At 63.1% G+C, this 19,722-nt stretch carries 22 protein-coding genes and 1 pseudogene; 20 read left to right on the plus strand and 3 right to left on the minus strand.

The window, feature by feature from the left end; genetic code table 11:
- The 6 genes and pseudogenes from JC607_RS14790 to JC607_RS14815 all read left to right on the plus strand — a co-directional run.
- Nucleotides 1-338 (plus strand): annotated as a pseudogene (locus tag JC607_RS14790) (S-(hydroxymethyl)glutathione dehydrogenase); the annotation flags it as partial.
- Between the two features lie 104 nt (nt 339-442).
- Nucleotides 443-1,276, plus strand: coding sequence for an S-formylglutathione hydrolase (gene fghA / locus JC607_RS14795; protein ID WP_198837678.1), 834 nt, complete (start codon nt 443-445; stop codon nt 1,274-1,276).
- A 33-nt stretch (nt 1,277-1,309) separates the two neighbouring features.
- Nucleotides 1,310-1,792 carry a cytochrome c family protein gene (locus JC607_RS14800; RefSeq protein ID WP_198837679.1) on the plus strand — a complete coding sequence of 161 codons (483 nt, stop codon included), beginning with the start codon at nt 1,310-1,312 and terminating at the stop codon, nt 1,790-1,792.
- Between the two features lie 252 nt (nt 1,793-2,044).
- Nucleotides 2,045-3,850, plus strand: a complete 1,806-nt coding sequence (locus tag JC607_RS14805; protein ID WP_198837680.1) for a methanol/ethanol family PQQ-dependent dehydrogenase — start codon at nt 2,045-2,047, stop codon at nt 3,848-3,850.
- Between the two features lie 181 nt (nt 3,851-4,031).
- Entirely contained in the window at nt 4,032-4,538 is a 507-nt protein-coding gene (locus JC607_RS14810) for a c-type cytochrome, methanol metabolism-related (protein ID WP_198837681.1), read from the plus strand.
- A gap of 1 nt (nt 4,539) precedes the next feature.
- A complete protein-coding gene (locus tag JC607_RS14815) occupies nt 4,540-5,352 on the plus strand; it encodes a substrate-binding domain-containing protein (RefSeq protein WP_198837682.1) in 813 nt (270 codons plus the stop codon).
- Between the two features lie 5 nt (nt 5,353-5,357).
- On the opposite strand, the gene JC607_RS14820 is transcribed toward JC607_RS14815, so the two are convergent.
- Entirely contained in the window at nt 5,358-6,302 is a 945-nt protein-coding gene (locus JC607_RS14820; protein ID WP_198837683.1) for a YncE family protein, read from the minus strand.
- Nucleotides 6,299-6,826, minus strand: coding sequence for an SRPBCC family protein (locus JC607_RS14825; RefSeq protein ID WP_198837684.1), 528 nt, complete (start codon nt 6,824-6,826; stop codon nt 6,299-6,301). Before JC607_RS14825 ends, JC607_RS14820 begins: the two co-directional genes overlap by 4 nt.
- A 183-nt stretch (nt 6,827-7,009) precedes the next feature.
- On the opposite strand from JC607_RS14825, the gene JC607_RS14830 reads away from it, so the two are divergent.
- From JC607_RS14830 to JC607_RS14895, 14 genes are all read left to right on the plus strand, one after another.
- On the plus strand, nt 7,010-8,203 hold the full coding sequence (locus tag JC607_RS14830; protein ID WP_370584814.1) for an ABC transporter substrate-binding protein: 1,194 nt from the start codon (nt 7,010-7,012) through the stop codon (nt 8,201-8,203).
- Between the two features lie 53 nt (nt 8,204-8,256).
- A complete protein-coding gene (locus JC607_RS14835; RefSeq protein ID WP_198837749.1) occupies nt 8,257-9,219 on the plus strand; it encodes a PQQ-dependent catabolism-associated beta-propeller protein in 963 nt (320 codons plus the stop codon).
- A gap of 10 nt (nt 9,220-9,229) precedes the next feature.
- On the plus strand, nt 9,230-9,673 hold the full coding sequence (locus JC607_RS14840) for a hypothetical protein (RefSeq protein WP_198837685.1): 444 nt from the start codon (nt 9,230-9,232) through the stop codon (nt 9,671-9,673).
- Between the two features lie 14 nt (nt 9,674-9,687).
- Entirely contained in the window at nt 9,688-9,945 is a 258-nt protein-coding gene (locus JC607_RS14845; protein ID WP_092903694.1) for a hypothetical protein, read from the plus strand.
- Entirely contained in the window at nt 9,942-10,682 is a 741-nt protein-coding gene (locus tag JC607_RS14850) for an ATP-binding cassette domain-containing protein (RefSeq protein ID WP_198837686.1), read from the plus strand. Before JC607_RS14845 ends, JC607_RS14850 begins: the two co-directional genes overlap by 4 nt.
- On the plus strand, nt 10,679-11,482 hold the full coding sequence (locus JC607_RS14855; RefSeq protein WP_198837687.1) for an ABC transporter permease: 804 nt from the start codon (nt 10,679-10,681) through the stop codon (nt 11,480-11,482). Before JC607_RS14850 ends, JC607_RS14855 begins: the two co-directional genes overlap by 4 nt.
- The gene (locus tag JC607_RS14860) at nt 11,479-12,075 is read left to right on the plus strand and encodes a hypothetical protein (RefSeq protein WP_198837688.1); all 597 of its coding nucleotides are present in this window, start codon (nt 11,479-11,481) and stop codon (nt 12,073-12,075) included. The genes JC607_RS14855 and JC607_RS14860 overlap by 4 nt, the downstream gene beginning before the upstream one ends.
- A gap of 119 nt (nt 12,076-12,194) precedes the next feature.
- Nucleotides 12,195-12,887 (plus strand): response regulator transcription factor, encoded by a 693-nt coding sequence (locus JC607_RS14865; protein ID WP_198837689.1) that lies wholly within the window; start codon nt 12,195-12,197, stop codon nt 12,885-12,887.
- A gap of 2 nt (nt 12,888-12,889) precedes the next feature.
- Nucleotides 12,890-14,056 carry an FIST N-terminal domain-containing protein gene (locus JC607_RS14870; RefSeq protein ID WP_198837690.1) on the plus strand — a complete coding sequence of 389 codons (1,167 nt, stop codon included), beginning with the start codon at nt 12,890-12,892 and terminating at the stop codon, nt 14,054-14,056.
- Nucleotides 14,046-15,389 carry a hybrid sensor histidine kinase/response regulator gene (locus JC607_RS14875; RefSeq protein WP_198837691.1) on the plus strand — a complete coding sequence of 448 codons (1,344 nt, stop codon included), beginning with the start codon at nt 14,046-14,048 and terminating at the stop codon, nt 15,387-15,389. The genes JC607_RS14870 and JC607_RS14875 overlap by 11 nt, the downstream gene beginning before the upstream one ends.
- Nucleotides 15,390-15,403: 14 nt before the next feature.
- Nucleotides 15,404-16,942 (plus strand): HAMP domain-containing sensor histidine kinase, encoded by a 1,539-nt coding sequence (locus JC607_RS14880; protein ID WP_198837692.1) that lies wholly within the window; start codon nt 15,404-15,406, stop codon nt 16,940-16,942.
- Nucleotides 16,942-17,628: a response regulator transcription factor gene (locus tag JC607_RS14885; protein ID WP_198837693.1), complete on the plus strand. Its 687-nt coding sequence runs from the start codon at nt 16,942-16,944 to the stop codon at nt 17,626-17,628. Before JC607_RS14880 ends, JC607_RS14885 begins: the two co-directional genes overlap by 1 nt.
- Nucleotides 17,625-18,233 carry a hypothetical protein gene (locus JC607_RS14890; RefSeq protein WP_198837694.1) on the plus strand — a complete coding sequence of 203 codons (609 nt, stop codon included), beginning with the start codon at nt 17,625-17,627 and terminating at the stop codon, nt 18,231-18,233. The genes JC607_RS14885 and JC607_RS14890 overlap by 4 nt, the downstream gene beginning before the upstream one ends.
- A complete protein-coding gene (locus tag JC607_RS14895; protein WP_370584816.1) occupies nt 18,230-18,580 on the plus strand; it encodes a hypothetical protein in 351 nt (116 codons plus the stop codon). The genes JC607_RS14890 and JC607_RS14895 overlap by 4 nt, the downstream gene beginning before the upstream one ends.
- Before the next feature lie 29 nt (nt 18,581-18,609).
- Here the strand turns inward: JC607_RS14895 and pqqE are convergent, their stop codons facing one another.
- Nucleotides 18,610-19,683: a pyrroloquinoline quinone biosynthesis protein PqqE gene (gene pqqE, locus JC607_RS14900; RefSeq protein WP_233092921.1), complete on the minus strand. Its 1,074-nt coding sequence runs from the start codon at nt 19,681-19,683 to the stop codon at nt 18,610-18,612.
- Nucleotides 19,684-19,722 lie beyond the last annotated feature (39 nt).

The raw sequence follows: 19,722 nt of genomic DNA on the forward strand, positions 1-19,722 counted from the left end.
ATTATTCATTCGATGCGACCGGCAATGTCAAAGTGATGCGCGACGCGCTGGAATGCTCGCATCGCGGCTGGGGTGTGTCGGTGATCATCGGCGTGGCGCCGGCGGGGGCCGAGATCTCGACCCGGCCGTTCCAGCTGGTGACGGGGCGGGTCTGGAAAGGCACTGCCTTCGGCGGCGCGAAAGGCCGGCGGGATGTGCCGAAATTCGTCGACTGGTACATGGATGGCAAGATCGAGATCGATCCGATGATCACCCATCAGCTGAAGCTGGAAGAGATCAATCACGGCTTTGACCTGATGCATGAGGGCAAGTCGATCCGGGCGGTTGTGGTCTATTAAAGATACGCCTGAGGATCCGACGCCGAAGACTGTCCGCCCCTGCGGGGGCGGAGGCCTCCGGCGGGAGTATTTCAGTCAAGAGGAAGGGGCGGAGACAGAGCAGGATGAAGACCATTTCAGAGAACGCGGCTTTTGCCGGCGTGCAGGGCGTTTATGCACATGGCTCGGATGTCTGCGGCTGTGAGATGACCTTTGCCGTCTACCTGCCCCCGGCTGCCCGTATCCGGAAAGTGCCGGTGCTGTGGTTTCTCTCGGGCCTGACCTGCACCCATGAGAATGCCATGACCAAGGCCGGGGCGCAGAAATGGGCCGCCGATGCCGGTATTGCGCTGATCTTCCCCGATACCAGCCCGCGCGGCCCGGGGGTCGCCAATGACGAGGCCTATGATCTGGGCCAGGGCGCCGGCTTTTACGTCAATGCGACCGAGACCCCCTGGTCGGCGCATTTCCGGATGTGGGATTATATCGTCCATGAGCTGCCGGCGCTGATCTTCGACAGGTTTCCGCTGGATCGTGAACGCCAGGGCATCACCGGCCATTCGATGGGCGGCCATGGTGCGCTGACCATCGCCATGACACATCCCGAGACCTATGCCTCGGTTTCGGCGCTGGCGCCGATCTCGAATCCGGTCGCAAGTGACTGGGGCAGGAAGCAGTTCACCGCCTATCTCGGGCCGGATGAGGCTGGCTGGGCCCGCCATGATGCCAGCATTCTGATGGCCGAGAGGGGCTTTCCCGGGCCGGTCATGATCGACCAGGGCGCGCGCGATCAATTTCTGGATCTGCTGAAACCCGAGGCGCTGCTCGCCGCGGCCACAGCCCGGCGTCAGCCGCTGCGCTTCCGGCTGCTTGACAGCTATGACCACAGTTATTTCTTCGTATCCAGCGTGATGGAGGATCACATTCGCTTCCATGCGGAGCGGCTGGCCGAAGCCTGACCCATGCTGACATCGTCCTGAGGAGGAGACCAAATGTCCGTCACCCTGCGCGCCGCTCTGATGGCGGCATTGCTGCCCTGGCTGTCTCTGCCGGCATTTGCCGGGGGGGATCCGGTCAAGGGCGAGAAGTCTTTCAAGAAATGCATGGCCTGCCATACGGTGACCGCAGATGGTGCCTCGAAGGCCGGGCCCAATCTGCATGACGTTGTTGGCCGCAAGACCGGCACGCTGGAAGGATTTGCCTATTCAACGGTCATGCGCACAATGGGAGAAGAGGGCCATATCTGGACCCCGGAAGAACTGGATCTCTTCCTTGAAAACCCGAAGAAAATGGCGCCAGGGACCAAGATGACCTTTGCCGGGCTGAAAAAGCCTGAAGAGCGGGCCGATGTCGTCGCCTATCTGATCAGCCTGCATCCTGACGGCGTCGCCGCCGGGACGGCCGGCGAGGCGGCACCCGGGGCCGCGCCTGAAGCCGCTCCGGAAGCGGCTCCTGAGACGGCTCCGGCGGAATAACCACCGCGGATTCGGCAACAGGTTTTGACCAGGAAGGGCCACATCCAGGAACGGGTGTGGCCCATTCATTTCCGGCACTGCGGCAGCGGCCGATATCGGCTCATACTTTGGTCGCAGGGGAGTGGCGGCCTCGTTGACAGAACGGATCTCAGGTCGCTTCATAAGAAAGATATAAGAAGCCACCGCCATATCCCCGGAGGAGATCGGGATAAGCGGGGAGTGCCAGCGAAACCGCGTTCCGGGAGGATGACCATGAGAGCGAAGCTATTAGGACTTGCAGCAGGTTTGCTGACAACAGTGGCAGCACCGGCATTTGCAAATGACTCGGTGACAGAAGGCATCAAGAATTCAGGCCAGCTGGTCACCCAGCTGCTGAACTATGCCGGGACGCGCTATTCCGAACTTGGCGATATCACCAAGGACAATGTCGGCGACCTGCAGGTGGCCTGGACGTTCTCGACCGGGGTGCTGCGCGGTCATGAGGGGGCGCCGCTGGTGATCGGCGATGTGATGTATGTCCATACGCCCTTCCCGAACAACGTCTATGCGCTTGACCTGAAGAATGACGGCAAGATCCTGTGGCGCTATCACCCGCAGCAGAATTCTGACGTGATCGGCGTGATGTGCTGCGACACCGTCAACCGCGGTCTGGCCTATGGCGATGGCATGATCTTCCTCAGCCAGGCCGATACCACGCTGGTCGCGCTGGACGAAAAGACCGGCGAAGTGAAATGGTCGGTGGTCAATGGCGATCCGGCCAAGGGCGAGACCTCGACTGCGACGCCGCTGATCGTCAAGGACAAGGTGCTGATCGGGATCTCGGGCGGTGAATATGGCGTGCGTGGCCATATGACGGCCTATAATATCGCCGATGGCAAAATGGCCTGGCGCGCCTATTCGACCGGCCCGGATGCCGAGATGCTGGTCGACCCCGAAAAAACCATGGTTCTGGGCAAGCCGATTGGCAAAGACAGCTCGCTGAATTCCTGGGAAGGCGACCAGTGGCAGATCGGTGGCGGCACCACCTGGGGCTGGACCACCTATGACCCCGAGCTGAACCTGATCTATTACGGCACCGGCAACCCTTCGACCTGGAACCCCAGCCAGCGCCCGGGTGACAATAAGTGGTCGATGACGATCATGGCCCGCGATGTCGATACCGGCATGGCTAAGTGGTTCTACCAGAAAACCCCACATGACGAATGGGACTATGACGGGGTGAACGAGAATATCCTCGTCGACAAGGAAATCGATGGCACCATGCGCAAGCTGCTGGTCAATTTCGACCGCAACGGCTTTGCCTATACGATGGACCGCGAATCCGGCGAGCTGCTGGTGGCCGAGAAATATGACCCGGCGGTGAACTGGGCGACCGAAGTCGATATGAACAAGGATTCGGAAACCTATGGCCGGCCGCTGGTCGTGGCTGAATATTCAACCGCGCAGAATGGCGAAGATGTCAACTCGACCGGCATCTGCCCGGCCGCGCTTGGCACCAAGGATCAGCAGCCTGCGGCCTATTCGCCGAAAACCGGGCTGTTCTATGTGCCCACCAACCACGTCTGCATGGATTATGAGCCGTTCCGCGTCAGCTATGCCGCCGGTCAGCCCTATGTCGGCGCAACGCTCTCGATGTTCCCGGCACCGGAAAGCCATGGCGGTATGGGCAATTTCATCGCCTGGGACGCGGTGAAGGGCGAGATCAAATGGTCGCTGCCCGAGCAGTTCTCGGTCTGGTCCGGCGCGCTTGCCACCTCGGGTGATGTCGTCTTCTACGGCACGCTGGAAGGCTATCTGAAAGCCGTCGACTCCGAGACCGGCAAAGAGCTTTACAAGTTCAAAACCCCCTCGGGCATCATCGGGAACATCTTCACCTATAAGAGCGGCGACAAACAATATGTGGGCGTTCTCTCGGGTGTTGGTGGCTGGGCCGGCATCGGTCTCGCAGCAGGCCTGACCAATGCAACCGAAGGCCTTGGCGCCGTTGGCGGCTATGCGGCGCTCTCGGATTACACTGCGCTCGGCGGCCAGCTGACCGTCTTCGCCCTGCCGAACTGATCCGGCTCTCTCTGAAAACTGCCTGCGCCGCCCCCTCCGGGCGGCGCATTCATTTTGGCAAGGCCCGGGCCGGACCCAGAGGCGAAAATGCCGGGGAGCAGCGGCCGGTCAGACTAAAGTCTGAATTGCTCTGCGGCCCGCGCGGTCTAGGCTTTTCTTAACGTCTTGGGAGGACAAACCGATGAAAGCTGGCATGCCGCTTCTGGCATTCGCGACATTTTTTGCCAACGCGGCCTTCGCCGAGGAGCCGAATGTCGAAGCGGTCACCAATGACGGTGTTCGCTGGTTCAACTCTGACGACACGCCCACCTATAAGATCGAGGCGGATGGAACCGTCGACTGGCCGACCTTCTCGGGCTATCGCCGCTATCAGGCGGAATGCCATGTCTGTCACGGCCCGGAAGGCGAAGGCTCCACCTATGCTCCGGCGCTGAAGGCCTCTGCCCTGCGGATGGATTATTATGACTTCATCGGGGTGGTCGCCAGCGGCCGCAAGAATGTCGGCGCCGCCGATAACCAGGTGATGCCCGCTTTCGGAACCAATCCGAATGTGATGTGCTATCTTGATGATATCTATACCTATCTGCGCGCGAGGGGCACCGATGTTGTGCCGCGTGGCCGCCCCGCCAAGAAAGAAGCCAAGTCAGATGCCTATGCCGAGGCCGAAAAGGCCTGCATGGGGGGCTGAGATGCGCGCGGCTTTCGCGGCGACGCTTTGTCTCTGGCTGACGGCGCCTGCCATGGCGCAGGTGGCCGATCTGGTGGACCGCGACGCCTTTCGTGTCTGCGCCGATCCGGCGAATGTGCCGCTGTCATCAAAGGATGGCAGCGGCTTTGAAAACCGCATCGCAGAGCTCTTCGCCAAAGAACTGGATGTTCCGCTGCAATACACCTGGTTTCCCCAGGTGACCGGCTTTCTGCGCCAGACGCTCAGCATCGGGAAATGCGATGTGGTGATCGGCTTTGCGCAGGGTGATGAGATGGTGCTGAACACCAATCATTATTACACATCGACCCATGTTCTGGTGGTACGCGCTGATGGCGACCTCGCCTCGGTCGCGCGGCTGACCGATCCGGCATTGCAGGGCAAGCGTCTGGGAGTGGTGGCCGGGGCGCCGCCGACAACGCATGTCGCGCGGCTTGGCATGATGAAACTGGCGAAACCCTATGATCTGATGACCGACCGCCGCGTCGAGAACCCCGCCGGCGATATGCTGCGCGATGTCGAGGATGGCGTGACGGATGGCGCCCTAATGTGGGGACCGATCGGCGGGCCGCTGGCCAAAGGCAATCCGAAGCTGAAGGTGATCCCGCTTTTGCAGGAAGAGGCCGCGCCGCGCCTGTTTTTCCGCATCACCATGGGCGTGCGCGCCGGCGAGCTGACCTGGAAGCATGAGCTGAACAGCCTGATCCGCCGCAACCAGGCCGAGATCGACGCCATCCTGCGCGAGGCCGGGGTGCCGCTGGTTGACGATTACGGCAAGGCGCTGAAGGCGCCGTAACCCTGTCAGGGTATCGCCGCGATGAACCGGCCAAAGGCGCGCGGCCCGGCGGGCATCTCCAGCCGCGCGATCACCTCGAGGCTCTGACTGTCGATCACCTGTACTGTGTCTGAAAACCAGTTCGCCACAAGGATGCGGCTTTCGTCGGCAGTGGCGGCGACGCCCTCGGGATAGTCATCTGTTGCAATGCTGGTCAGCACCTCAAGCGAATCCGCGTCAAAGACGGTCAGGCTCGCCTCATATTGATTGCTGACAAAGCCCTTCCCGGCGGCAAAGGCCACCGCATAGGGGCGCTCGCCGGTCGGGATGCGGGCAATGACCCTGGCGCCTGCAAGGTCGATGACGCTGACCTGATCAGAGAGTACATCGGTCACGAAAGCCCGCCCCTCATAAAGCGTCACACCAAAGGGGTGATGGCCGGTTGCAACCTCGCGTGTCTCACCGGCACTGATCAGGGTCACGCTGTCCGCGTCGCGATTGGCCACCACGATCAGCCCTGGCTCTGCCGCGAGGCCCGAAGGCATCGCCCCGGTTTGCCAGCGGCTCAGCTCGCGCCCGCTTTCCGGGTCGATCTCTGCCACAAATCCGGTGATGACGCTGACCAGTGCTGTACCGCTCTCGGGTCGTATCGCGACGCCGAAAGCCCCGTCGGGCAGCGGCCAGACCGCGCGGGCGGTGCCGCTCAGGTCAAAGACATGCAGCGCCGCCGGATCGGTCGCGACCGCAAGGATCAGATCGCGGCCCGCCTCAGTTGCCACGGCAGCGGGTTTGCCGGGCAAGGGAAGGCTGGCCACAATCTCAAGGCTTTCGGTGTCAACGAGTGTCAGCGCATCTGCGTTTTGCGAGGTGATTGCGGCCAGATCGGCCCGGGCCTCAGGCACCGCATAAAGGCAGGCCAGGCATAAGGCCGCCCCGAACAGGGGCGCCCCGCAGGCCTGACGCAGGCTCATCCTGCCGCGCCGAACCGCGCCACCAGCGCCTCGATCATCTGCTGGCCGAGCGCCTCCACCGCGGCTGTCGACGCATCGTCATTCAGATCCGCCGGCGGGTCATTTTGCGGGAATGCGCGGTAAAAGGCCGATTTCAGCTCGACCCTGGCCTTGCCGCCCTCGTCTTTGAGGGTGATATGCAGCGCGTAATTGGTGGCCTTGATATAGTCGAGATTATCCTCGGTCAGCCGGGTCGAGATCGCGAATTTCGCCGGGTCGATCTTCAGCAGCTCTTCATTGATCGAGACGCCGCTGTCCAGCACCCGCGCCCGGGTCGCGCCTTTTTCGGCGCCCGTCGCCGTGATCGAGGTGACAGAGGGCAGCCAGGTCATGTCGCTGAACGAGCCGATCACCGCCCAGACCTCCTCCGGGCTGGCATTCAGCAGCACCGATTGCTCGGATTTCAGCCGCGACGGGCCATGGGCCTGTGCCATGCCCGCCAGCAGGGCAAGGCAGGCCGAAATCGCAATCATCAGTTTCTTCATTTCCGCATACTCCCACAGGCGGCGCGCCGCGCTTTTCCGGCAGGATGCGACCTGAATGAAGATACGGGCAAATCATCCAAAAGTATTATCTGCCCTAAAATCATTACCTTATTATTTTATTATAGAGACAAACTGCTTTGTCACCTGCCGCTGCCATGCCCAGGTAAGGCAAGGGAGAACGGCATGATCAATCTGTCCCGGGCCGCATCCGGCCTTTTGCTTTCTGTCGCGGCCCTCGCCGCACCGGCTGCCATGGCCGAGGAGACAACCGACTATCGCGTGGCGGTGATCCGGGTGGTGGCGCCAGGCCCGATGCCGATCTCACGGCTTGATTTGCCGCCCGATGATCTGGGTTTCGCCGGGGCCGGCCTCGGCACTGCGGATAATGCCACCACCGGCGGGTTCCTTGGCCAGAGCTTCAGCACGGAAACGGTTCTTGCCACGCCAGAGACGGTCGAGGCCGAGATGCAAAAGCTGCTCGATGCCGGCATCCCCTATATTGTAACGCTGGCGGATGCGGCCACGACGGTGCGGCTCGCTGATATGGCGGGCGATCAGGCGCTGGTGATCAATGCCGGCTCCACCGATGACGCGCTGCGGGGCAAAGACTGCCGTGCAAATCTGCTGCATGTCGCGCCCTCGGATGCGATGCTGACAGATGCTCTGGCGCAATATCTGGTCTGGAAACGCTGGAACAGCTGGTTCCTGATCGAGGGCAGCCACAAGGAGGACCAGGCGCTTGGCGCGGCCTATCGCAGGGCGGCCGAGAAATTCGGCGCGACCATTGTCGAAACCCGTGTCTATGAGGATACCGGCGGCGCGCGCAGATCGGATTCGGGCCATGTACAGGTGCAGCGCCAGATGCCGGTTTTCACCCAGTCGGCCCCGGCGCATGATATCCTGGTCGCCGCCGATCACTCTGGCGTCTTCGCCGCCTGGCTGCCCTATCACACCTGGGATGCCAGTCCCGTCGCAGGCTCGGCCGGTCTGATGCCCGAAAGCTGGAGCCCGGCGCATGAGGCCTGGGGCGCGACCCAGTTTCAGAGCCGGTTCGAGAAACTGGCCGGCCGCCCCGCCCGCGATGAGGATTATCAGGTCTGGATGGCGCTCCGGGTGATCGGCGAGGCCGCGACCCGCACCAAAGGCGGCGATTTCGACGTGATGCGCGCTTTCATCCTGTCGGACAAATTCGATCTGGCGGCGTTCAAGGGGCAAAAGCTGACCTTCCGCGACTGGGACGGGCAATTGCGCCAGCCGGTCTTGCTGGTGGCGGGCAATGTGGTCGCCTCGGTCAGCCCGCAGGAGGAATTCCTGCATCAGGTCAGCCAGCTCGACACGCTGGGCGTCGATCGCGGGGAAACCGAATGCAACCGATGAGGAGGAGGACGAAGATGAGAAGATCTGTGACCCGGTCCGTGACGCAGCCCGTGATGCGGCTCGCGCTTGCCTGTTCGGCTGCCTTGCTTGCCGGGCCGGCCCTGGCCGATAAAATTTTCGTCTCCAATGAAAAGGGCAATACGGTCACGGTTCTGGATTCGGCATCCCTTGAGGTGATCCACACCATCACCGGCATGCAGCGCCCGCGCGGCATCACCGCCTCGCCCGATGGCAAACATATCTATGTCTGCGCCTCGGATGACAATCTGGTGCGGGTCTATGACAGCGCCACCTATGAGGAACTGCCCTCGCTGCCCTCCGGTCCCGACCCCGAGCTTTTCGTGCTGCATCCCTCGGGCAATCCGCTGTTCATCGCGAATGAGGACGACAATATCGTCACCGTGGTCGACGTGGTGACCCGCCAGGTGCTGGCCGAAGTGCCCGTGGGGGTGGAACCCGAAGGGATGGGTGTCTCGCCGGATGGCAAGATCGTGGTCAATACTTCTGAAACCACCAATATGGCGCATATGATCGACACGACGAGTTATGAGATCGTCGCCAATGTGCTGGTCGACAGCCGGCCGCGCTTTGCCGAATATACCCCGGACGGCAAGATCCTGTTTGTCACCGCCGAGATCGGCGGCACCGTTTCAGTGATCGATACTGCGACGAATGAGATCACCAAAACCATCAAATTCGATGTTGCCGGGATCCTGCCCGAGGCATTGCAGCCGGTGGGCCTGCGCGTCACCGCGGACGGCGCCAAGGCCTATGTCGCGCTTGGGCCGGCGAACCGGGTGGCGGTGGTGGATGTCGCCAGCCTCGAAGTGACGAATTACCTGCTGGTCGGGCAACGGGTCTGGCAGCTGGCCTTCTCGCCCGATGGTAAATTTCTCTACACCACCAACGGAAATTCCAACGACATCTCGGTGATTGATACCGCAACCGATGAGGTAACGGTTTCGGTGCCGGTGGGCGAACAGCCCTGGGGTGTGGTTGCGGTTAAAACGGAATGAGGAGGATAGTATGAAAGCGATTGCCATTGCCGCCGCCCTTGCGCTGGCCCTGACCGGCAGCGCCAGCCTTGCACAGCAGTTCGATTACGGATTTGCCGGGCTGATGGGTAAGGCCAACCGCGTGACCCTGCCGGATCTGACGCTGGGCTCCGGCAAGCCGGTGCAGCCAGACGGGCCGGTCGATCTGAAATCGGGCGCCTATTACAAGATGAACATCGTGGCCGATGGCTCTGCCGAGCTGGCTTTGTCGGGCGGCGACTTCTTTCGTGCGATCTGGATCAATGAGATCGTGATCAACAAGATCGAAATTCGTCCGATGGGCGTGCATTCGCTGGAATTCGATGCGGGCGGTACCGCCGAGATCAGCTTTATCGCCATCACCCCCGGCAGCTTTTCGCTGTCGATCCCCGGATCTTCCGGCGAAAGCCAGAAGGCCATTTTCAACATCCGCTGAAAGGAGAACGACCCATGAAAAAACTGCTGCTTGCCGCCATGATTGCCGGCTTTGCCATGCCCGCTCTCGCAGATGACCACGACAAGGCCACCCCTGAACAGATTGCCAAAATCGATGAGGCACTTGCCGCTGTCAGCTGCGAGGTCGATCCCGACAATATCGAGGTTGAGGAAGATGGCTCGTTTGACCTTGACGATGTGATCTGCGCCGATGGCCAGTATGATGTGAAACTGAACGCCGATTTCACCGAGAAAGAGCGCCGCAAGGAATGAGTGCAGACCAGGGCAGCGCGCTGAGGATCGCAGGGGTCAGCCATCGCTTTGGCGCGACAGAGGCCCTGCGCGATGTGTCATTCCAGGTCGGGAAGGGCGAATTCTGCGCGTTGCTCGGGGTGAACGGGGCGGGCAAGACCACGCTCTTTTCGCTGATCACCAGGCTTTATGACAGCTCTTCGGGGCTGATCGGGGTGGCGGGCTATGACGCCCGCCGCCAGCCGTCAAAGGCTTTGGCGCGGCTTGGCGTGGTGTTCCAGAGCCGGGCGCTTGATGGCGATCTGACGCTGAGGCAAAACCTTGCCTATCACGCGGCACTGCATGGCATGGGCGGCGCCGCTGCGCGCAGCCGCATTGCCGAGGTGACCGGCCTGGTCGGGCTTTCGGGCAAAGAGACGGACCGGGTCTCGACTTTGTCGGGGGGGCAACTGCGCCGGGCCGAAGTCGCGCGCGCGCTTTTGCACCGGCCGGAACTGCTTTTGCTCGATGAGGCGACCGCGGGCCTTGATCTGCGGGCGCGGGCAGAGCTCGTCGCACTGGTGCGCCGTCTGATTGCGGAAGAAGGCGTATCGACGCTTTGGGCCACCCATATTTTTGAGGAAATCGCGCCGGAGGACCATGTCGTCATTCTGCACAGGGGTGCGGTTCTGGCGGATGGGCGCGCTTCAGAAATCGCCGCAGGCACGACGCTTGCCGGGAGGTTTCTGGATCTGACCGGTGCGGGGCGCGCAGCATGAAAGGCTGGTCCATCGCCTTCGCCGGCATCGCCAGACGCGAATTCCTGCGCTTCACCCGCCAGCGCGAGCGGTTCCTTGCCGCGCTGGTCAGGCCGCTGGTCTGGCTGTTCATCTTTGCCGCCGGCTTCCGCTCGGTTCTGGGTCTCTCGATCACGCCGCCTTACCGCACCTATGTGCTGTATGAGGTCTATGTGATCCCCGGGCTTTGCGGCATGATCCTGTTGTTTTCCGGCATGCAAAGCTCGCTTTCGATGGTCTATGACCGCGAGACCGGGGCGATGCGCAGCCTGCTGGTCAGCCCCTATCCGCGCTGGTTCCTGCTGGGCGCCAAGCTGTTTTCAGCGGTGCTGGTGGCGGTTTTGCAGGCCTATGCCTTTCTGCTGATCGCCTGGTTCTGGGGGGTGCGCCCGCCCTGGGTCGGCTATGTGACGGTGTTGCCTGCGCTGATCCTTGCCGGGCTGATGCTGGGCTCGCTGGGGCTGCTGATCTCATCGGCAATCCGCCAGCTCGAGAACTTTGCAGGCGTGATGAATTTCGTGATCTTCCCGATGTTCTTCGCCTCTTCCGCGCTTTACCCGCTGTGGCGGATGCGGGAATCAAGCGTGCTCCTCTATCACATCTGCGCCTGGAATCCCTTCACCCATTCGGTCGAGTTGATCCGCTTCGCGCTCTATGGCCAGATAGAGCCGCTGGCGCTGGCGGCCACCCTTGGCTGTCTGGTGGTTTTCTTCGGCGCCACGATTTTCATGTATGATCCGGCAAAGGGCCTCTGGCGCGGCCGGAAAGGAGGGGCGTCATGATCCTTCGCGTTCTCTTGCTGGTCGCGCTGCTGCCGGGTTCCGCATTTGCTGCGGGCGAGGCCGATCCCGACTGGCCCTGCATCCAGCGCCGTCAGCCGCAGCTTTCGCTTGGCCAGGTCTGGGCGGGGCCTCAGCCGGACGACGCAATCACCGCCCGCGCCGCTGAACCCGAGATCCAGCGCGTCGCCTCGGTGCTGGCGCTGCGCCGCACCTCGCCCGAAGAGGCGGCGGCGCTGGTTGAGACATTCGTCGCCGGGGGCAGTGATCCGGCCCGGCTGACCGCGCTTTATCTCGCGACTTTCAATCATATCCAGCGCACCCGCGACCGGGTGATGGCCGGGATCACCCGCTACGCCCATAAACAGGCCGGGCTGGATGAACAGATCAAAGCCCGGCGGCATGAGTTCGAGCGGCTCTCCGCAGCCGATTCGCCCGACTTCGACGCAATCGACAAGGCCGAGCAGGATATCGACTGGTCGACCCGGATTTTCCAGGACCGCCAGCAGGCCCTGACCTATGTCTGCGAAACACCGGTCATTCTGGAACAGCGCGCCTTTGCGATTGGTCGTCTGATCAGCGGAAAACTGCAGTAATGCGCCCCTGTTGCACAGATTTGCGACCTCGCTGCAGTTAGGTCTCGATTCATAATAAGAATGTTCTAAGCTTCTCATGTCGTCCGCAGGGAGGTGCGGGCGTCAACGGGGAGGGCAGAATGGAACATCAGACCGTCAAAGCCGGGGATGTCCCCGCGCCATCGGCTTATAAGTCCGTCCGGGACGTGCTTATCGTCGAAGACCATCCTCTGATGGGCGAGGCGCTTTCGATGACATTGCAGGCGGCCTTCCGTCTGACCCGGGTGCGTTGTGTCGCGACCCTTGCGCTGGCCGAGGCAACGCTGCGCGCCGAGGGGATCCCCGATGCCGTCCTGCTGGATCTGAACCTGCCGGATGTGAAGGGTATCGAGGCAGTGATCAGCCTGAAATCGCAGCTGGGCAAACGCCCGCTCACGGTCATTTCCGCCGAAGTGCAGCCCGAGATGGTGTCGTCGGTGATCGCCGCCGGTGCCTGCGGCTATATCTCGAAATGCCTGCCGCGCTCTGAGATGGTCGAGGCGTTCCGCCGGATGTGGGAGGGCGAAACCGTGCTGCCCGAGGGATTTGCCGAAGACGAGGACAATGGCGATCTTGCCGCGCTGACCCATAATTTCAGCACCCTGACCCAGCAGCAGATGAATATTCTGCGGCTGATCTGCCAGGGGCGCCCGAACAAGATCATCAGCTATGAACTTTCAATCGCTGAGGCGACGGTAAAAACCCATATCGCGGCGATCATGTCGAAGATCCATGCCAGCAACCGGACCCAGGTGGCGCTGCTGGCCAACAGGGTCCGGCTGTTCGGGCGCTGAGAATGGAGATCCCGCAGTCAGGTCGCCCTGCCCGGCCCATTGCCGCCTCGGCACGCGGCGGCTTTGTCGCGGTGTCCGGGTCGCTGATCTGCGCCTTCGCCGATCTGGACCCCGCGCTGATCCTGGTTTTTGCCGATGATCAGGATCTGGTCACCCCGCTGACCGGCGCGCTGCATGATGCGTTCGGCGCCGGCTGCAAGGTTCTCGGCTGTTCTTCGGCCGGCGGCTTCTGCTTTGACGGCTATCAGGAAGACAGCGTTGTCGCGATAGCTTTCCCCGCCAGCAGTTTCCGCGCCGAAGCGGTCTGTCTGCGCGGGCTGCGCCAGCATGTGACGCTGGACTGGATGGTCTCGCTGCGTGGGCTGATGGAGAAATCACGCGGACATGCCGGGAAATCGCGCTTTGGGCTTTTGCTGATCGACGGCTCCAGCGGCTGTGAAGAGCTGGTCACCACGACCGTGGATGCGTCGCTGCCGGATCTGATGGTGCTGGGCGGCTCGGCCGGGGACGGGTTGCGGTTCGAGCAGACAAGGCTGGCGATGGATGGTGTTGAATATGCCGAAAGCGCGCTGTTTTGCGTGATCAACACCGATTTCGACGTGAAAGAGGTGATTTTTGATCATTTCGTGCCGGTCGGCAACCGCATGGTCGTCACCTCTGCCAATCCGGAAACCCGGCTGATCCATGAGATCAACGCCGAACCCGCGGCAGAGGAATATGCAAGACTGATCGATGTGCGGGTGGATGAGCTGGGCCCAAGCGCTTTTGCAGAGAACCCGCTCCTGGAATGTGCCGGCGGGCGCCATTATGTTCGTGCGATCAGCGGCGTGACCCCGAGCGGAGATCTGGCGCTGATGTGCTCGATCGAGCCGGGGGCGATCCTGACGCTGGGGCGCTCGGAAAGCCTGACCGAGGGGCTGCGGCGGCAGATGGAGCAGATCGGCCCCGCCGAACTGGTGCTGGGGTTTGACTGCATCCTGCGGCGCATTGCGGTTGAACGGGCCGGTGAGCAGGAGACTGTCGGCAAGCTCTGCCGTGATTTTCGCGTGGCGGGCTTTAATACCTATGGCGAGCAGCATGGCGGCATTCATGTGAACCAGACATTTGTCGGCCTCGCGATCCTCGATGACAGCGCCAGCAGGGGTATGGGCAGCATTGATGTTGCGTGAGACGGACAGCCCCGGCCAGAAGATCGCCAAGCTGACGCGGATCAATGAGGTGCTGATCCGCCGGCTTGAAAGCATCAGCCAGAAACGCGGCCCCGCCTATGCGCTGTCGCGGGCGGCTGAGGTGCTGGAGCGCGAAGTGGTGGCGCGCAACCTGGATCTTGAAACCGCGCTGGCTGAACTTGCGCTGATCAATACCGAACTGGCCACCGCGCGCGAGGTCGCCGACCAGGCCAATCGCGCCAAATCGCGCTTTCTGCGGGCGGCCAGCCATGATCTTTTGCAACCCCTCAGCGCGGCCAAGCTGTTTCTCGCGCATCTGCGCGAAGTCTCGGGCGATGCCCTGCAACGCGACCTCGTCTCGCATCTGACGGCCACCATCGATTCCGCTGAAGAGCTGATCCGCGCCCTGTTGCAGATCGCCAAGCTCGACAGCCGCAGCTTTCAGACCAATCTGGCGCCCGTGGCGATGGGGCGGCTGTTTCGCCGACTGATCATCGACACCCAACCGGTGGCCAGCGCGCGCCGGATCGACCTGCGTTTTGTCGGGTCAAAGGCCACCGTGCTGAGCGATGGGGTCTATCTGCGCCAGATCGCGCAGAACCTGATCACGAACGCGCTGAAATATACCACCGGGCGCAAGGTGCTGGTCGGGCTGCGCCATGAGCGGGACAGTGAGGTGGGGCCTGCGGTCTGGCTTGAGGTGCTGGACCAGGGGCCGGGCATCGCGCCCGCCGATCAGACCCGTATCTTCAATGAGTTTGAACGGCTCTCGCTGGAAACGCAGCCCGGCACCGGTCTGGGCCTTTCCATCGTCCAGCGCGCCTGTGATCAGCTTGACCACCGGCTCGAGCTGATCTCACATCCGGGCCTCGGCTCGCGCTTTCGCGTCAGGCTGCCTTTGGTCCAGACCCCGTCTTTGCCAGTGATGCCCGAAGAGGCGCCCGATCTGCCGCGCCCCGATCTGACAGGGCGCCGGGTGTTGCTGATCGAGAACGACCAGACCATGCGTCATGCGATGCAATATCTGCTGGAAAGCTGGGGCATGATTGCCTGGCCTGTCGCCGGCAGCGAAGAGGCGGTGCAGGTGGCGATGCTTGCCGCGCCCGATCTCATCCTGTCGGATTACCGGCTCGATGGCGAGGATACCGGGGTGACGGCGATCCGGCGCCTCTCGCAAGAGCTGGGTCTGGCACCGCCTGCGCTGATTGTCAGCGCCGAACCCGCCGATATGATCCGCAGGAAGATCGGTGAGCCGGCGCTGGAAATACTGGAAAAACCTGTCGCCGCCGAAGATCTGAACCGCGCCATTCGGCACTCCCTCGGGCTGACATGAGGGCCCGGCGCTGGTTGCGTCCCGGTCTGAGGCCCCGGCTGTGGACAGCCGCAACCCTGCTGGCCGGGCTGACGATGCTTTCGGCGGGGCTGGCGGTTTACGGCCTGTCGCGCACCCAGTCCTATGCGCATGAGGCGATGGCGGCGCAAAGCCGGATCGAGGCCTATGGTGTATTTTCGGCGCGGGTGAATGACTGGATGATCAGCTGGCTCACGCGGCCGGAGACACCGCCCGATCCCGCCACGGTTCTGACGACAATTGATCAGCTGGACCGGCTGGTCGCCGAGGATGTCGCCGGCGCCGCAACATCGGAACAACAGGCACAGCGCGCGCGGCAAAGCATGACCCCGGCGCGGCTGCGTGGCTTTTTTGGCCAGCTGGAAAACACGCTGGCGCAATCCGGTCCGGGCACGCCCCAGGGGGATGCGGCGATTGCCTTCTATATGGCGCAGGCCCCCGAGGCGGTGGGCGGCCAGATCACCCAGGAAACCCGTCGCCGCGAAAACGCCCTGCTGGCGATGGACCGGCTGCAAAACAGCCTGCGGATCTTTGCCCTTGCGGCGGGGCTTGCGGCGCCCCTCGTGCTTGCGGCGCTTTATCTTTTGGTGCTGCGCCCGCTTTTTGGCCGGCTCGAGCGGGTCACCGCCTCGGCGGAAAGCCTCGCAAGCGGCCAGTTCCCGCGCGGCGCCGGCGGGCATGATGAACTTGGGCTGATGCTGGCACGGTTGCGGCAGATGGCGCGCAGGCTTGACCGCAGGCGCGCGGGGCTGGAGCGCGACAGCCAGCGCCTTGAGGGGATCATCGCCGGGCGCACCGCCGATCTCTCCGCTGCGAATGAGCGGCTGGCGCAGACCGATACCGACCGCCGCCGTCTGTTCGCAGATGTCGGCCACGAGCTGCACACGCCGCTGACCGTTATCATGGGCGAGGCAGAGCTTGGCGCCCGCCATTCCGATCCGCTTGTGCGCGCGGCCTTTCAGACGATCATGGCGCGCGGCCAGCGTCTTAACCGCCGGATCGAGGATATTTTGCGCATCGCGCGGTCTGAATCCGGTCAGCTGGAGCTTTGCCGCGACAGGGTGGCGCTGGATCAGGCGATCAGTGCGGCGCTGGCAGATACCGCACCTTTGCTGCGCCGCGCCGGAGTGAGCGTCAAAACAGAGCTGGCAGAAATCCATCTCTGCGCCGATTCCGACTGGGTGCGCCAGGTCTTTGCCGGCCTCTTCGAGAATGCCTCGAAATATGCCGGGCGCGGCGCTGAAGTCTCGGTGACCGCCAGCGCAGGGGATGGGATTGCCCGGATTGTGATCACCGATACCGGGCCCGGCCTCGCCCCCGGTTTGCGCGATCAGGTGTTTCGCCGCTTTGCCCGCAGCGGAAATGCCCCGGGCTTTGGCGTCGGGCTTGCCCTTGCAGCCTGGGTCGTGGAAGCTTCGGGTGGAAGCATGGGTCTGTTGCCCGAGGATCGCCCCGAACCTGGCCCTGCGGAGGGGCCGCACGATCGCCGGGGGCTTGGATTGCAGATCGGGCTGCCGCTTTGGGAGGAGAGGTAATGGCGCATATTCTGGTGGTCGAGGATGATCACGACATCGCCTCGCTGCTGTCGCGCGGGCTGGAGGCCGCCGGCCATCAGGTCGAATGGGCCGAGACGGCCGGGGCCGCGGCGGATTTCGTGGAAACACGCGGCTGCGATGCCGCGATCATCGATATGATGCTGGGAGATGACAGCGGCGCCGAATTGCTGGCCGGGATGCGGGCGCGCGGCAAACGCATGCCCGCGATCATCCTTTCCGCCCTGAACCGGATCGAGGATCGCACCGAGGGCCTCGAGGCCGGCGCACAGGATTATGTTGTGAAACCGTTCCAGCTCTCGGAACTGCTGGCACGGCTCGAGGTGCAGCTGCGCCGATCCGCGCCGCGCGTTGCGCCGGTGACGCTGGCCGATCTGACCTATGACGCCACATCGCGCATGGTGACCGGCGCGGCGCGGCCACAGATGATGACCGAACGCGAGGGCGAATTGCTGGCCTATCTGCTGCAACGGCCCGGGGTTCTGCTGACGCGGGGCGAGCTGTTTGACGCGCTCTGGGCGCAGCATGGCGGCTCGACCGAGAATGTGGTCGATGTCTATCTCGGCTATCTGCGGCGCAAACTGGGGAATTTCACCCCCTATGGGCTTAGCCTGAAAACCCTGCGCAGCCGCGGTTTCATGCTGACGGCGCAGGGGGATGAGCCATGAAGCGCCTCGCTCTGGTTCTGGTTCTGGCGCTGTGCTTCGGCGGGGCGGCTTCGGCGGGGCCGCTCTCGGATCTGATCATGGCGGAGGGCGTCTTTGCTGATGCCCGGGCCGGCGAGGTGCTGCATTACAGTCTCAGCCGTAATGGGTCAGGCGATGCGGCCCCGCCGCCATCGGCGCTGCGCCTTCTGGTGATGGAAGATAAAGGCACGAAATTTCTGCTGCTCGACCAGGAAGCCGGCGGCACGCGCAGCGAGATTGCCCGGTTTTCCGCCGCCAGCGCCAATCCGCTTTTGCTGTATTTCCTGGAAAATATCGTCCGAGATATGAGCCAGGCGACCGGGGGCAACCCTTTCTACATCCGCAACCGCATCCGCGCCGCGCTGATCGCCGCAGAGGCCGCGCCCGGGGCTGATGGCCGCATCACCGTGACGCTGGAGCCTTTCGCGGCAGATCCGAACCGGGACCGTCTGGGGCCCTTTGCCGGATTGCGGCTGCAAATTTCCTTTGACCCGGCAAAGCCCGGTCGCCTCCTCAGCCTTAAGGCGGATACCGGAGCCGGGACGGGTGGCTATAGTGAAGAGATGATCCTGATCGGGGGGGAATGATGCACCGCCGCCTTGTAACCGCTGCTTTGCTGCCGCTGCTGTTTGCCGGCCCCGCGGCGGCAGAGACGCTGGCCAATGATTATCCGACCGAGGCGCGGGCGGAATATGTCTTCACCTGCATGACGGTGAACGGCCAGACCCAGGATATGTTGCGCCGGTGCTCCTGCTCGATTGATACGATTGCCTCGATCCTGCCCTATGACAATTTCGTCTCGGCTGAGACGGTGCTGCGGATGCGGATCGGTGGCGGTGAGCGGACGGCTTTGTTTCGCGGCAGCCCGACGATGCAGACGGTGGCCGCCGATCTGCGCCGCGCCCAGGCCGAGGCCGAGATGGTCTGTTTCTGAGCCGGACGGCGCAGCCGCCGGGCGGGTGATCAGACCGCGCCGGGCGCCAGTTTGCGATAGATGAAAGCCGGCGGCGGCGCGCTGGTTTCCAGCGCGATCATCTCATCAATTCTGGCCCGGAAAGGCGAAAGACGGCACACCGGGTCTGTCGCGCGCGGGTCGCCGGTCAGCGCCATGGCCTGGCAGCGGCAACCGCCATAATCAATCTCGCGCCGGTCGCAGCTCTGACAGGGTTCGGGCAGCCAGTCTGTGCCTCTGTAGGCCGAGAACGCTGGCCCCTGCCAGATCTCCGCCAGGGACGCGCCTCGTACATTCTGGAACACGAGCCCCGGGATGATTTCGGCGGCATGGCAGGGCAGAACCTTGCCATCGGGGGCGATATTGAGCCCGGTCGTGCCCCAGCCATTCATGCAGGCCTTTGGAAAATCGGCAAAATAATCGGGTGGCACAAAATCAATCGCAAGCGTCCCTGCATAGGTCCTGCGGGCTTCGGCCACCACCCGCTTGGCCACATCGACCTGATCGCGGGTCGGTTGCAAACCGGCGCGGTTTTTCAGCGCCCAGCCCTGGAACTGCACGCAGGCCACCTCGATCCGGCGGGCGCCCAGCTCGGCCGCCAGCGCGATGGTGGCAGGCAGATCACCCAGATTGTGCCGGTGCATCACCGCATTGATGGTCAGCGGAAATCCCAGCCGGGCAATTTCGGCGGCGGTCTGCATCTTGCGGGCAAAGCCGCCCTTATAGCCCCCAACGAAATCCGCCACTTCGGGCGTGGTGCCCTGCAGCGAAAGCTGGATGTGATCAAGGCCGGCCCGGTCCAGCGCCTCGAGCCTGGCAGGCGTCAGCCCGATGCCCGATGTGATGAGATTGGTGTAAAGCCCCGCCGCCCGTGCCGCTGCCACCAGCTCGACCAGATCGGGGCGCGAGGCAGGCTCGCCGCCGGAAAGATGCAGCTGCAAGACACCAATTGCGGCAGCTTCCTGAAACACCCGCGCCCATTCGGCGGTTGTCAGCTCGCCCTGGCGCTGCACCATATCGAGCGGGTTCGAGCAATAGGGACAGGAAAGCGGGCAGCGATGGGTCAGCTCGGCCAGCATCGCCATTGGCGGCGCCTGCTGCAAGGATCGCCGGGGGGGGGCGCT

The sequence above is a fragment of the Paracoccus sp. IB05 genome, from assembly GCF_016405985.1.
Lineage (GTDB): Bacteria > Pseudomonadota > Alphaproteobacteria > Rhodobacterales > Rhodobacteraceae > Pseudogemmobacter.